Here is a 14,957-nt window from a genome sequence, read left to right as displayed (position 1 = left end):
AAAGTTAAAAGTTAAACGTTGAGAATTGAAAATGAATGGATTAACTTCACAAACATTGAAATTCTGGAGTGTAACAGCAACCTTTGTGACACTCGTTGCTGGATTTTCCCTGAATCAAATACCTGAAGCGATCGCTCAAGCCCAAACTCAAGCTCAATCTTCTGAAGTACAAAAATTGCTAAAAACTAAGCAATGTCCGGGTTGCAACTTGAGTGGAGCAAATCTACAAAACGCAGATTTGGACGAAGCTAACTTACAAGGTGCTAATCTCCAGAATGCTAATTTACAAAATGCAGATTTAGAAGAAGCTAACTTACAAGGTGCTAACCTACAAGGAGCTAATCTGATTCGCGCCGATCTAGAAAAGGCAAACCTACAGTCGGCTAATTTACAACAAGCTAGTCTCCAGCGAGCAGACATAGAAGGAGCAAATCTTACCAAAGCCAACATCACGGGAGCAAATTTACAACAAGCAGAATTTGAGAACACAGTCATGCCTGATGGCACAGTTAGAAATAGGTGATTTGTCTGCTTCAGCTTTGCGTTTTGAAATGACTGGAAATTACTAGGCTAGAAATGCAGACTAGACAACGGCAATTGGCAAACCGTCGCGCAGCAAAGAAAAAGCTGTGGTGGTGGATTGGTGGAGGAGTCCTTGCTTTGGCAATTCTTTGCTTGGGCTTTCTCTACCTGAGAGGGTTTTTTCGCTCGGAAGTCGAGTATAAAATTACCAATGGACCTAGTTTAGAAGATCCCCGTTTTCCACTACTAGTAGTAAGTTTATCCAATGCTTTACCTACTAGCGGTCGCTTGACTGACTATTGGAGCGGAGCAGATGCTATTTATGCTGCTCGCATAGATGCTATCAAGAGCGCCAAACGCACGATTCACTTTGAAACATACTACATGACCCCTGGTCGTCGTGCTGATGAATTTGCTGCCGCACTCAGCGATCGCGCTCAAGCAGGTGTGGAAGTACAACTTTTGATCGATGACTACGGTACTGATTCGATTCCCAGCGAGTATTGGCAAAGATTGCAGCAAGCTGGTGTTGAGGTTCGTTTTTTCCGCGAATTCGATTGGAGAGCGCCATTGGAGTATAATTCTCGCACTCATCGCAAGTTACTGTTAATTGACGGTCAACGGGTTTTAATTGGTGGTGCAGGAGTTTCAGATGATTGGGATGGCGATCCAGAAATAGGTGATACCGCTCCTTGGTTAGAATTTGAAGCAAGTTATACGGGAGAAGTCGTCAGTCTATTGGAAGGCAATTTCTTCCAAAATTGGGCATATGTTGGTGGCACGGTAGATTTGGCGCAGGATGTAATCAAAGTGCAACCAGAAAAAGGAACGCCACTTTACATCACGAACGACACGTCTACTTTGAGCGAGTCAACAATCAGAATGCTATTTCAGGTAAGCTTTTTGGCAGCTAGAGAGCGAATTTGGATTGGTAGCCCCTATTTTGTCCCCGATCGCAATACGCGCAACGTGCTAATTCAAGCCAGGCAAAAGGGGGTTGACGTGCGCGTTCTGACAATGGGACAGAAGAATGATAAGCCAATTGTACGTTTTGCTTCTCGCGAACTCTACGGCGAACTACTAGAAGCTGGGGTGCAAGTTTGCGAATATCAACCAAGTATGATGCACGCTAAACTAGCTTTAATTGACGATGACTGGGTAAGTACGGGCAGTGCAAACTTTGACCCCCGCAGCTATCATCACAATGACGAATTAAATATTTCTACTAACAATACTCAATTAATTGAAAAAACAGACAATTTATTTCAAAACGCTTTGGATAATAGCAATTATCTTACTCGCATAGAATGGCAAAATCGTTCAGCAACAGAGAAATTACTCGGTCAAATAGGGCTGATTTTCAAGCCTTTGTTGTAGTAGTTTAGTGAGAAATTTAAATTAGTTGTATAGCAATCCTATTTGATTCATGAACGTGGAGCAGGCTTCTAGCCTGCGGCAGGCTAGAAGTATACTTTACAAATCATTTAGAACTACTATAGGTAAATCTTAATAATTTTCAGGTAGGCAATGCTTACCACAATTGGCATATGTAACTCATGATGGGCGATACCTACCCTACTTGAAATGTTTTGACTTTTAACTTTTGACTTTTGACTTTATTTCAGTTCATGGAGTAAAAACATGACCGCAGAAGAAAAAAGACTGGAAGAAAATCGCACCCGTCAAGCATACTGGCGGCGCTGGGGTCCATATTTAAGCGATCGCCAATGGGGAACTGTACGCGAAGATTATAGCCAGAATGGTAATGCTTGGGATTATTTTCCCCACGAACACGCTCGGAGTCGCGCCTATCGTTGGGGAGAAGATGGGATTGCGGGAATTTCTGACAATCATCAAAGACTTTGTTTTGCGATCGCGCTTTGGAATGGAGTAGATCCAATCCTGAAAGAAAGATTATTTGGGTTAGCTGGACCTGAAGGCAATCATGGGGAAGATGTCAAAGAATATTATTTTTATCTTGACAATTCTCCCAGTCATGCCTATATGAAATATCTCTACAAATATCCTCAATCAGCATTTCCTTACACGCAATTGGTGCAAGAAAATCAGCAACGAGGATACTACGAGCCGGAATTTGAATTAGTTGATACTGGTATATTTGACAATAATCAATACTTCGATGTGTTTGTCGAATATGCTAAAAACTCTCCTGAAGATATTTTAATTCAAATTACAGTTGTCAATCGTAGTTCGGAAGAAAAAACACTTCATCTCTTACCTACTCTCTGGTTCCGCAATACTTGGGCTTGGGATAAACAGAGTGAAAAACCATCACTTCAAGTCATGAAGCCCGATCTTCTTGCCTGTGCTATTGAAGCTGCTCATCCAACTTTGGGGAAAAGATGGTTGTATTGTCAAAATGGCTGCAAGTTGTTGTTTACAGAAAATGAGACTAACTATCAAAAGCTATTTGGAGTTAGCAATAAATCTCCTTATGTCAAAGACGGGGTAAACGATTATGTTGTGGAGAATATCGAAGAGGCTATTAACCCAGAAAAAATAGGTACAAAAGCTGCTTGTTATTACTCACTGAATCTTGATGCAGGTGAAGAACAAATCATCAAGCTAAGACTCAGCGATCTCGGTAAGCTAACACATCCATTTTTAGAGTTTGATACAATTTTACAAACTCGCAAACAAGAAGCAGATGAATTTTATCAACGAATTTCTCCAGAAGAGTTGTTAGCAGATTGTCGTAACGTGCAACGACAAGCTTTTGCTGGCTTATTGTGGACAAAACAGTTTTATCACTACGTCATAGAAGATTGGTTGAATGGCGATCCAAATCAACCAGTGCCACAGCGACATAATGCTCGCAATCAAGAATGGATGCATCTATTTAATGATGATATTCTTTCTATGCCCGATAAATGGGAATTTCCCTGGTTTGCGGCTTGGGATTTAGCTTTTCATGTCATTCCTTTAGCAACAATCGATCCAGATTTTGCCAAGCGACAAATGGATAGACTGACACGGGAATGGTATATGCATCCTAACGGGCAAATTCCAGCTTATGAATGGCATTTTAGTGATGTCAATCCTCCCGTTCATGCTTGGGGAACATGGCGAGTTTATCAAATTGAACGAGATATTTACGATCGCGCTGATACTGATTTTCTGGAAAGAGTATTTCAGAAATTATTGCTCAACTTTACTTGGTGGGTAAATCGCAAAGATAACGATGGCAATAATGTCTTTCAAGGAGGATTTTTAGGCTTAGATAACATCGGCATTTTCGATCGCAGTGCTGAGTTGCCTACAGGTGGCTATTTAGAACAATCAGACGGTACGAGTTGGATGGGAATGTATTGTCTGAATATGCTGGCGATCGCATTAGAATTGGCAAAAACTAACTCTACTTATGAAGATATCGCCAGTAAATTTTTCGAGCATTTCCTCTATATTGCCGATGCAATGAACCACATTGGCGAAACTCAGATTCACCTATGGGATGATGAAGACAAGTTCTTTTATGATGTCTTGCATTCTCCACATGACGAACGCCATCACCTCAAGGTGCGTTCGATGGTGGGTTTAGTTCCCATATTTGCAGTAGAGATTCTAGAACCAGATTTACTAGAGCGATTTCCAGGGTTTAAAAAACGCTTTGAGTGGTTTATTAACAATCGTCCTAAACTGCAAGAGAACATTGCCTCTTTGACAGACGAAGGAAAAGAAAGCAAACGATTGCTAGCAATTGTTAACCCTGAAAAACTCAAGTTAATTTTGCAAAGAATGTTAGATGAAGGCGAATTTTTGAGCGAGTATGGCATTCGTTCTGTCTCGAAATTTCATCTAGAAAACCCATACACTTTCAATGTTGACGGTCAGCAGCATCAAGTGAGTTACGAACCGGCTGAATCTACCAGTGGGATGTTTGGCGGGAATTCTAACTGGCGCGGTCCTATTTGGTTTCCGATGAATTATCTCATCATTGAGTCTCTGCAAAAATTTCATAACTATTTAGGAGATGACTTTAAAGTTGAATGTCCCACTGGTTCCGGTCGATGGATGAATTTGGCAGAAGTGGCTACAGAGTTGTCTCAAAGATTGACAAGAATTTTCTTACGAGATAGTAGTAATCGTCGTCCTGTTCACAGTGGCAACGCTATATTTCAAACTCATCCAGACTGGCAAGACTTGTTATTATTCTATGAATACTTTCATGGCGACAACGGCGCAGGATTGGGAGCAAATCATCAAACAGGTTGGACGGGATTAGTAGCAAACTTAATCCGCGACAGTGGAGAAATGAAGTAATTCAGCCGCGACTTCTTCTTATCTTCATCGCCTTTCTTCGCGCCTCTGCACGCCAGGTGCTACAGGGCGGGGAAACCTCACGCCAGCGCACTGGCTTGTCTTTGCGCGACACAAATCTTCAAAACACCTTATCAAAACAAAACTATGTGGGAAAAAGAAGCCTGGAAACTACTAGAAGACTCCATCATCTACTATCAAGGACGACCAATTGGCACGCTGGCGGCTCAAGATCCAGCACTAGAAGCACTCAACTACGACCAGTGTTTCATCCGCGATTTCGTCCCCTCAGCCTTAGTATTTCTGATGCATGGCAAAACAGAAATCGTGCGTAATTTCTTAATCGAAACGCTAGCCATGCAACAAAATCACGATCGCGAGATGGATTGCTTTGCGCCAGGACCAGGCTTAATGCCTGCTAGCTTTAAGGTGGAACATGATGGCGACAAAGAATATATAGAATCTGATTTTGGCGAAAGCGCGATCGCCCGCGTTCCTCCTGTCGATTCTTGTCTGTGGTGGCTGCTATTACTAAGAGCTTATATCAAAACCACAGGAGATATTGAATTAGCTCATCAGCCAGAATTTCAAGAGGGAATAAAACTGATTCTCGATTTATGTTTGGTGCATCGGTTCGCCATGTATCCTACTCTTCCAGTTCTCGATGGCTCGTTTATGATTGACCGTCGCATGGGGGTTGACGGGCATCCTTTAGAAATTCAAGTATTATTCTATGCGGCTTTGCGGACTGTAAAAGATTTGTTGTTGCCAGAAAATGGCGGCGATCGCTATCTTGATGCAGTCAAGCAGCGACTTGGTGCTTTAAATTACCACGTCCGCGAATATTATTGGATAGATTTGCAACGGTTAAATGAAATTTACCGCTATAAAAGTGATGAGTTTGGTCAAGAAGTTGCGAATAAATTCAACATTTATGCCGAATCAATTCCCAATTGGTTAACCGAGTGGTTGCCCGAAACCGGAGGCTATTTAGCCGGAAATCTGGGTCCAGGACTGATGGATTTTCGCTTCTTTTCATTGGGAAATCTGCTGGCAATTCTAGTTTCTTTAGCAAGCGAAGCAGAATCTCAAAAGATTATGGATCTATTTGAACAACGCTGGCAAGATCTAATTGGATTTATGCCTTTGAAAATTTGCTTTCCCGCTGTAGAAGGATTAGAGTGGCGGATCGTGACTGGATGCGATCCCAAAAATCTCCCTTGGTCTTATCATAATGGCGGTAGTTGGGCTACAATTCTATGGTTATTTGCTGCCGCAGCCCAAAAAACAGGACGAATAGAACTAGCGACTAGAGCGATCGCGCTGGCTGAAACTCGCTTGGTTCAAGATAAATATCCCGAATATTATGACGGTAAAAATGGGCGCTTGATCGGCAAAGAAGCGAGAACTTATCAAACTTGGACGATCGCCGGATTGCTAGCAGCAAAAGAGATAATGAATAATCCGAAGCACATTGAATTATTCAGCTTTGAGGAGGGAGTTGAAAGTCCAGGTTGTCAGATGTAGTTATTTTAGATTCAGCAGGAGTTACGCGCTGGAATCAGAATCTCGATCCCCCCTAACCCCCCTTAACAAGGGAGAAAGAAAGTTATCGCAAGCGTTGCTCCACAGTTCTCGATAATCCCATGCGAGCGAATAGTGCTGGTGCTGGGAATACGATCCAAAACACTGCTAAACCATAAGCGATCGGATCGCGTGGTAATTCGTTACTACTTATGAGACGAGCCACAAACACAATCCCCGCCAGCACTCCTAAACCGATCGCTACTTTCACGACTTGCTTTTGTAACGATACCTGGGCAGGATGGTATCTGACGTACCAGTATTCTAACGGCATTCCAATTGCAACACCAACAGCAGCACCAAAAACCTCCCAACCGTCGGGAAAGGCATCGGCGGCGGGAAATGCCACAATTGGTAATACAAAACTCAGAACTAGGAAAAAATGAAATGTTCTGCCAGAAAACCAGCGTACCAGTACGGGTAACAACCGCTGATAGATAAATAGTGAAATCAGCCCGACCGCTAAACCGCCTAGTAAGTCCATCAGATAATGTACGCCCAGATATATGCGCGATAGCATGACTAACGCCACAATACAGACTGTAATGACTGCTGGCAGATAACTTAATACAGTCAAAGATCCCCAAAGCATCGTAGCAGTTCCGGTATGTCCGCTCGGAAACGATGACACGTCTAGCTGTTTGTAGACGCTTATTTGCGGATGCTGCGGACGCGGTACGTAGAACAACGACCAGATCGCTGCATTTATCGCTGTCACAAAAATAACAGCACTCGCTAAGCTCCAAGCCAGCTTTCGACCCTTGAGCCAAAATGCTAAAGCGAAAGCGATCGCAATTCCTCCACCCGATCCGAGTTGCGTCATAGTTTCAAAAAAACAACTCCAGCTTTCGCCAAACCATCTTTGGACAAAAATAATTGGCTCAACGCTCCACAGAATCTCCATGTTATTCAGGGCGGTCGATCCAGTTAACCAAAATAGCCAAAGGAATCATCGGTAAAGCAGGCAGCAGACAGATTAACCACCGATCTAAATTCAACGGTGCAGTAGCAAATAAATTATTCATGACGCTCCATTGACTGAAAACAATTTGCAATAAGACTGCGGCAAGAATACCCAGCGCGATCGCCTTTGTACCACTAATAGAAACTTTTCTACCACGGATTTTCAGCGCGATCGCTTTCCCTAAATGGCTGATACTCAATAAATACACGATTCTGGCTGCAACCAAAGCTTGAATTGCCATCGTTCGCGCCAAGGTGACATCTCCCGTGTTTCGACGTACCCCCTCGAAGAAACCAAAAATTAGAATCCAGTTAAAAACGGAAATTGCCAAAATCCGCTGTAGCAGTTTTCCTGAGATTAACGGTTCCCTTGGGTTGCGTGGCGGTTGCTGCATTACCCCCTCAGATTTGGGTTCAAATGCAAGCGGCACTGTCATCGCCACTGAGTTGACCATATTCAACCACAAGACTTGTAAAGACAGAATTGGTAGATCTCTGGCGAGTAAAGCACTAATTAAAATCGTCATCGACTCGCCACCGTTGACGGGTAAGATAAACGCGATCGCCTTGCGTAAATTTTGATAGACCGTCCGTCCTTCCTCTACTGCGGCTTCAATCGAAGCAAAGTTATCATCCGTCAGCAGCATATCGGCGGCTTCCCTAGCAACATCCGTTCCCGCACCACCCATCGCTACGCCAATATCGGCTTGTCTGAGGGCTGGGGCATCATTTACCCCGTCTCCCGTCATGGCAACAATTTCGCCTTTGGCTTGTAATGCTTCTACCAACCGCAATTTTTGGGCTGGGGCGACTCTGGCAAAAACTACACCTTCTTCCACCGCCTGCGCCAATTCGCGATCGTCCATTTGGGCGAGTTGCTGCCCTTCAAATGCCTCCACCCTACCATCTTTTTGCAAACCCATGCGGAGGGCGATCGCTTTCGCTGTGGTAATGTGGTCGCCCGTAATCATCTTCACGTCAATTCCTGCCGACTGACAGTTGCGTACTGCGGCGATCGCTTCAGCGCGTGGTGGATCGATCATTCCCTGCAAGCCGATAAAAACCAGATCGGATTCGATATCGTTATGGTCTACAGAAGTCTGGTTATCCCCTACTGTTTTTTTGGCAAAAGCCAGCACTCGTAATCCCTGCTTTGCCATTAACTCAACCTGCTGTTCGACTTCGGCGCGGTTGATGGAAATAGAGTTGCCGTTTCGATCCAGCATTTGCCGAGTGCGGCTCAAAATTGCTTCTACAGAACCCTTGACATAAATAACTTTAGATTCTTCCCCACTCCCGTACGGGCGGGTTTCTAAACCCACCCGTACCGACTCCCCACTCCCCAGTTCATGCAACGTCGCCATGTACTGAAACTGAGATTCAAACCCAATTGCATCCACTCTGGGAATTGACTCTACTAATTCGGACTGACTCAACCCTGCTTTCTTAGCAACTGCAATCAAAGCTCCTTCCGTCGGATCGCCCACGACTACCCAGCGATCGTTTTTTTCTTCTAAGTGAGAGTCGTTGCACAACAACCCAGCGATTAAACATTCTTCCAGAGCTACAGGCAACCTCTCCCTCAGCTCCCTCAGCTCTCTTATCTCCCCTTCTGGACTGTAACCCGTACCGCTAACAGTAAAGCGATCGCCTCCAGCGTAAATCGCTTGCACTGTCATTTGGTTTTCGGTTAGCGTTCCTGTTTTATCAGAGCAAATGACTGTTGCACCGCCTAAAGTTTCTACCGCAGGTAGCTTGCGGATAATCGCGTGGCGGCGTGCCATGCGGTTGACTCCAATTGCCAACGTCACCGTTACCACTGCTGGTAGTCCTTCAGGAATGGCGCTGACTGCTAAGGCAACAGCCGCTTCAAACATTCCGGCAAAGGTCTGTCCTTGACCCAACCCTACTGCTAACGTGAGCGCCGCCAGCCCTAAAATGACGTAGAGTAACGTGCGGCTAAATTTGTCAAACTTGCGAGTTAAGGGCGTACTCAGGTTACTCCGTTGCTCGATGGTTTGGGAAATGCGCCCTACCTCCGTATTGCCTGCTGTTGCTACGACAATACCGCTTCCCTGTCCGAAGGTAACAAAGCTACCTGCATATGCCATGTTAAGCCGTTCTGCTAAAGGAGCGTCAGGCTGAAGTGGAGCGGTTGACTTTTCCACTGGGACAGATTCGCCCGTGAGAGCTGATTCGTCTACTTGCAAGTTCCGGCTATTTACCAAGCGCAGATCGGCTGGCACTTTATCGCCAGAAGCCAGCATGACGATATCTCCAGGTACGATTTCTCGTGAGGGAAGGCGAATCTTTTGTCCGTCGCGTAATAAGGTAGCTTCTGTAGTGACGGCTTGCGCTAAAGCGGCGATCGCCCCTTCTGCTTTTGATTCTTGCACGAAACCGATAATCGCGTTAATTACCGTTACACCCCAAATCACGATCGCATTTGTCCAAGAACCTAAAAAGGCTTTAATGATTCCGGCGATTAATAAGATATAAAGTAGCGGCTGGTTGAATTGCAATAAAAAGCGCCACCATGCTGGTTTACCTGGTTTAGCCTTGAGTTCGTTTTCCCCATACTGGTTCAACCGTTGCCTAACTTCTGCTGCTGTTAAGCCCCTATCTGAGTTAGTATTCAGCGAGTGGGCTACTGCCTGGGCTGCGAGTTCGTGATATTGAGGTTCTAATTGGCTACCTGTTGCAGAGGTTGTCATTGTTTGTTTCTATGGCGTTAATTAAAGTGCAAGGCTTTTGCAAGAGACCAAACAAGGCAAATGATGGACAACATAATTGCTAACCCTAACTAGAATAAATGACATCTTTTATTTCAGTTTTAGAGATAAATATGATGAGAAAGTGACAAAAAAATACCAATAATTCAACTTTAGGTAATTTTGAGTGAAAGCTGAGCGCAGTTTTGTTTCATCTCTTAACTAAGGATAAATTTATCTGGCTATCGAGGTATTAATAGAAACTACATTTGTTATAAAGTGCGATCGCACTTCCTCTGAGTGCGAAAGTGTAACGTGATGCCGTTACCTACACCAACTACCGTGATTCAAGCGTTCTGCACTCCTATTGAAATGGAAACTACCAGTAGGGAGAAAACAACAAAAGCTTAAAGTAGCGTTGAGTGCGGGAGCAAAAATTCTGACTCTGACGATTCTCTCTGCATCTTGCAAACACAATTTTTGTCCGTTAACAAAATTTACTAGCTATTTCCTATAGCAATCCTATTTGATTCATGAACGTGGAGCAGGCTTTTAGCCTGCCGCAGGCTAAAAGCCTACTTTACAAATCATTTAGAACTGCTATAGAACGCCTATTTACACGCGGCTTCCTCACCCCTAGAGACAAACTGCTATTTGCGATCGCTTATTACTGCGCCTGTCGCGTTAGTGAAGTGCTGGCGCTGACGGCTGAAGATTTAGCGGGTAGTGTGGTGACGCTGCGTAAATGTACTACCAAGGGCAAGATTGCCACGCGCACGCTGCCAGAGCACCCGAAGCTACAGGGATATTTAGCAGCTGACGATCCACCGTCTGGTCTGTTATTTCCAGAACGCAATGGAAACAAGCCACTCACTAGAGCAGCTGCCGATCCTCAGAGCTGCTTGCCAGCGAGCGAGGATTAGAGGTGCTTCGACTCATTTATTCTCTTTTCGGTAGAGTTGGTGCTGCCGATCGAACTCAACTGGGTAAGCCCAATAGCTACAAAGTAAAAAACTAATTTCTCTCTAGAAGAGGGAAGGGCGCTCTCAATTTATTTATCTTAGATCTTGCACCAGTACAGATACTCTAGTTGCGAAAGAGTAGGTTTCAATGAGAGAAAAGGGCGTGAAACCAATTGAATGCAAGAACGATGGAAACCCTTCTTGCCCACGCCCAAGGGCTAGTCTACACCCTACTTGATTTGATGCCGAGCCACTATCAACGAGATAGCCTACAAGCCTTGCTGGGATTATTTTACAAGCTCAAGGACATCCTCTGCCCCAACAATGCAAAACTAAATCAGCCAGTGCCTTAAGTCGGTTTCTCAACGTCTACCCCTGGTCAACTCGTCGGCTGATTCGTAGTACCCGCTCCTTTGTCCTGCAGCAAATTCTGTCACAGCCACGAATTGGACGTAGACCCATCTTACAAGTCATCATCGACTTAACCACCCTAGAAAAACGCGGCAAGTTCAAGCTGTTGGATGGATTAGTGCGAGTCTTCCATAGCAAACGTGGGCTACACCTAGTCGTGATGTATCTAGTAGTGGGTCAATGGCGCGTGCCGTGGAATTTTCGAGTTTACCGAGGGAAAAATCATTCCTCACCAGCACAGTTGGGGCTACGACTTGTACAAAGCTTACCTTCATTGCTGAGTCAACACTTTCAGCTCATGATTTTAGTAGATACAGCCTTTGGTAGTGCCGAATTTTTACATGGTATACGTAAATTAAAATATCACGCCATTGCCGGAGTACGCTGTGACCGCAAGCTACAAGATGGGCGCAATGTTAAGCAACTATGCAGGCGGGGACAACAAGTGCGACTGGTAAAATTAAAGTTTCCAGTTTCACTGTCTTGGTACTATCTCAAGCGTGACGACGGTAGGCTGGAAAAGCGCTTTGTCCTCTCTACCAAACCACTTAAAGCTAGTACTATCAATTACTGGGGCAAAAAGCGTTGGCAGATTGAGGGATGGTTCAAAACTGCTAAACATCGGTTTGGATTAGACCAATTTGGTCAGGGCACATTGCTAGGTGTCTACCGTTGGCTGGTATTGTCACTTTTAGCTTATTTGTTAGCACATTGGGCTTATTTGTCTACTGCATCTACCGACTCACCTGATTGGGGTAAGGCGGCTCAACTGGCACTTGAAGCATTACTGCCTCAACTAGTGGTGTTGCTCCTGCTGCTGGAGAGCAAACGCCTCACACCCCTAGCACGCTCCCTTGGTTTTGACATTCAAATCACTTGCTGCAAGATCTGAGTTATGCAACAAAGCCGAGCGCACTTATTACAATAGTTTAAGGGTGCTGCTAAAACGGAGTCATACCGATTATGATTAAATTCGTGACTATTTCATGGCAATTTAAATCGCTTTCTCGGTAGCTCCAATTTGCAACTGTAGATTAGCGTTTTTCCAAAGACAGGAGATAATATGAGCAGCGAGAGCGGATGCCCGTTTACGGGCGGAGGTCAGAAACTTACGGCTCGTCATATGCCGTCGAACCGAGACTGGTGGCCGAAGTATTTGAATCTGAGCATCCTCCACCAGCACTCACCCCAGGCTAATCCCATGAGTGAGGCGTTCAACTACGCTGAGGAATTCAAGAAGCTCGACTTAGCGGCTGTGAGGGCAGATATCTTTGAGCTGATGACTACCTCTCAGGACTGGTGGCCAGCCGACTACGGTCATTATGGTCCTCTCTTCATTCGGATGGCGTGGCACAGCGCAGGTACGTATCGGATCGGTGACGGTCGCGGCGGCGCAGGGTCGGGTAGCCAGCGGTTTGAGCCGCTCAACAGTTGGCCCGACAATGCTAACCTCGACAAGGCGCGCATGTTGCTTTGGCCAATCAAGCAGAAATACGGCAAGAAAATCTCCTGGGCTGACCTCATGATCTTCGCTGGCAACTGCGCGCTTGAGTCGATGGGCTTCAAGACGATCGGCTTTGCCGGCGGGCGCGAGGACATCTGGGCACCAGAGGAAGACATCTACTGGGGTTCTGAGAAAGCTTGGCTAGGTGGCGAGCGTTACGACGACGATCGAGTGCTTTTAAATCCCCTCGCTGCCGTTCAGATGGGTCTGATCTACGTGAACCCAGAAGGACCAAGCGGCGAACCCGATCCGATCGGCTCAGGGCGCGATATTCGCGAAACCTTTGGTCGGATGGCGATGAACGATGAAGAAACGGTGGCGCTGGTTGCCGGTGGACATACCTTTGGCAAATGTCATGGTGCGGGCGAATCGTCGCACGTAGGTCATGAGCCTGGGGGGGCAAGCATTGTAGAGCAGGGTCTCGGCTGGAAGAGCGCTTTCAACACGGGTGTAGGCGTTGATGCGATCACTAGCGGTATTGAAGGTGCATGGACTCCTACTCCAACGCAGTGGGACAACACCTATCTCGACACCCTATTCAAATATGACTGGGAGCTGACAAAGAGTCCCGCCGGTGCGTGGCAATGGAAACCGAAGAACGGTGCTGGCGCGGATACAGTGCCTGACGCGCACGATCCGTCGAAGCGGCACGCTCCTATGATGACCACGGCGGACATGGCTATGAAGATGGACTCCATCTACGAGCCGATTTCACGGCGTTATCATGAGAACCCAGATGAGTTCGCCGACGCATTTGCCAAGGCGTGGTTCAAGCTGACACATCGCGATATGGGTCCCCGATCGCGCTATCTCGGTTCAGAGGTGCCAGCGGAAGAGTTCTTGTGGCAAGATCCCATCCCCGCGGTCACCCATGAATTGATTGATGAGCAGGACATCGCCGCGCTCAAAGGTAAGATTCTTGCTTCGGGACTGTCTGTCTCACAACTCGTTTCGACTGCCTGGGCATCGGCATCAACGTTCCGTGGGTCTGACAAGCGCGGTGGAGCGAACGGAGCGCGCATTCGTCTTGCGCCTCAGAAGGATTGGGAAGTCAACCAGCCGACCCAACTGGCAACAGTGCTGCAAACCCTGGAGGCGATCCAAGAAGAATTCAACAGCTCACAGTCTGGCGGAAAGCGGGTTTCGCTCGCTGACTCGATCGTTCTGGGCGGATGCGTGGGCGTTGAACAAGCGGCGAAGAACGCTGGGCATGAGGTCAAAGTTCCCTTCAAGCCTGGACGTGCGGATGCGTCGCAAGAGAAAACGGATGTCGAGTCCTTCGCCGTGCTTGAGCCAACCGCGGACGGGTTCCGCAACTACTCTAGCGGCAAACACAGCGAATCGCTTGAGGAGTTGCTAGTCGATCGGGCGCAATTGCTGACCCTGTCAGCCCCTGAGATGACGGTTCTCGTGGGCGGCTTGCGCGTCCTGGGTACGAACTTTGGAGCGTCCAAACACGGTGTCTTCACCGATCGCCCAGAGACGTTGACCAATGACTTCTTCGTTAACCTGCTTGACCTGGGCACGACATGGAAAGCGATCGCTGAAGATGAATATGAGTTCGAGGGGAGCAGTCGCAAGACAGGCGAACTCAAGTGGACTGCTACCCGTGTTGACCTCATCTTCGGCTCAAACTCTCAGCTACGCGCCCTCGCGGAAGTCTACGGATCTGAGGATTCGCAGCAGAAGTTTGTGCATGACTTTGTGGCAGCGTGGGACAAGGTGATGAACCTCGACCGCTTCTAAGCGTAACTTCCACGGTCATTGGGCGATCGCAGGTTGAGGCTACGCAAACCGGCAGAAATCCTGAGCGTAGGTGAAAGCCAGAGACAATAATGAGGGCGGCGTTTCAACTTGTCTTGAAACGCCGCCCTAGCTTTAGACCCTGACTTGTACGTTGCCAGTTTTATTCCCTCAGTGGAGCAGCGAGACTTGCGAGATTGAGTGCGTCCGAAGGGCATTGAGGCAGTATTAGCTTCTGGATGAGTGAGGAAGTGATTGAGCAATGGCGCAACGAGCAAG

At 46.5% G+C, this 14,957-nt stretch carries 9 protein-coding genes and 1 pseudogene; 7 read left to right on the top strand and 3 right to left on the bottom strand.

The genetic code is table 11. The annotated features are described in order from the left end of the window. Positions 1-31 precede the first annotated feature (31 nt). The 4 genes from CHRO_RS20790 (at position 32) to CHRO_RS20775 (ending at position 6,327) form a co-directional block, all read left to right on the top strand. Positions 32-523: a pentapeptide repeat-containing protein gene (locus tag CHRO_RS20790; RefSeq protein WP_015156192.1), complete on the top strand. Its 492-nt coding sequence runs from the start codon at positions 32-34 to the stop codon at positions 521-523. A 53-nt stretch (positions 524-576) separates the two neighbouring features. After that, on the top strand, positions 577-1,899 hold the full coding sequence (locus CHRO_RS20785; RefSeq protein WP_015156191.1) for a phospholipase D-like domain-containing protein: 1,323 nt from the start codon (positions 577-579) through the stop codon (positions 1,897-1,899). Between the two features lie 264 nt (positions 1,900-2,163). Beyond that, entirely contained in the window at positions 2,164-4,803 is a 2,640-nt protein-coding gene (locus CHRO_RS20780) for an MGH1-like glycoside hydrolase domain-containing protein (RefSeq protein ID WP_015156190.1), read from the top strand. A gap of 144 nt (positions 4,804-4,947) precedes the next feature. Beyond that, positions 4,948-6,327, top strand: a complete 1,380-nt coding sequence (locus CHRO_RS20775; protein WP_015156189.1) for a glycoside hydrolase 100 family protein — start codon at positions 4,948-4,950, stop codon at positions 6,325-6,327. A gap of 82 nt (positions 6,328-6,409) precedes the next feature. On the opposite strand, the gene CHRO_RS20770 is transcribed toward CHRO_RS20775, so the two are convergent. Both CHRO_RS20770 and CHRO_RS20765 read right to left on the bottom strand, forming a co-directional pair. After that, positions 6,410-7,288 (bottom strand): phosphatase PAP2 family protein, encoded by an 879-nt coding sequence (locus CHRO_RS20770; protein WP_015156188.1) that lies wholly within the window; start codon positions 7,286-7,288, stop codon positions 6,410-6,412. 1 nt (position 7,289) lies between these two features. Then, the gene (locus tag CHRO_RS20765) at positions 7,290-10,061 is read right to left on the bottom strand and encodes a cation-transporting P-type ATPase (RefSeq protein WP_015156187.1); all 2,772 of its coding nucleotides are present in this window, start codon (positions 10,059-10,061) and stop codon (positions 7,290-7,292) included. A gap of 530 nt (positions 10,062-10,591) precedes the next feature. Here CHRO_RS20765 and CHRO_RS20760 point away from each other — a divergent pair. From CHRO_RS20760 to katG, 3 genes and pseudogenes are all read left to right on the top strand, one after another. Beyond that, positions 10,592-10,981 (top strand): site-specific integrase, encoded by a 390-nt coding sequence (locus CHRO_RS20760; RefSeq protein WP_015156186.1) that lies wholly within the window; start codon positions 10,592-10,594, stop codon positions 10,979-10,981. Between the two features lie 227 nt (positions 10,982-11,208). Next, positions 11,209-12,323 (top strand): annotated as a pseudogene (locus CHRO_RS20755) (transposase). A 171-nt stretch (positions 12,324-12,494) separates the two neighbouring features. Further along, positions 12,495-14,681 carry a catalase/peroxidase HPI gene (gene katG, locus CHRO_RS20750; RefSeq protein WP_015156185.1) on the top strand — a complete coding sequence of 729 codons (2,187 nt, stop codon included), beginning with the start codon at positions 12,495-12,497 and terminating at the stop codon, positions 14,679-14,681. Here katG and CHRO_RS32695 read toward each other — a convergent pair. Next, positions 14,678-14,956 carry a hypothetical protein gene (locus CHRO_RS32695; protein ID WP_181824214.1) on the bottom strand — a complete coding sequence of 93 codons (279 nt, stop codon included), beginning with the start codon at positions 14,954-14,956 and terminating at the stop codon, positions 14,678-14,680. The two genes, katG and CHRO_RS32695, sit on opposite strands and share 4 nt — an antisense overlap. Between the last annotated feature and the right edge of the window lies 1 nt (position 14,957).

It is taken from the genome of Chroococcidiopsis thermalis PCC 7203, from assembly GCF_000317125.1.
GTDB lineage: Bacteria > Cyanobacteriota > Cyanobacteriia > Cyanobacteriales > Chroococcidiopsidaceae > Chroococcidiopsis > Chroococcidiopsis thermalis.
This window is presented reverse-complemented; position numbering and strand designations above follow the sequence as displayed.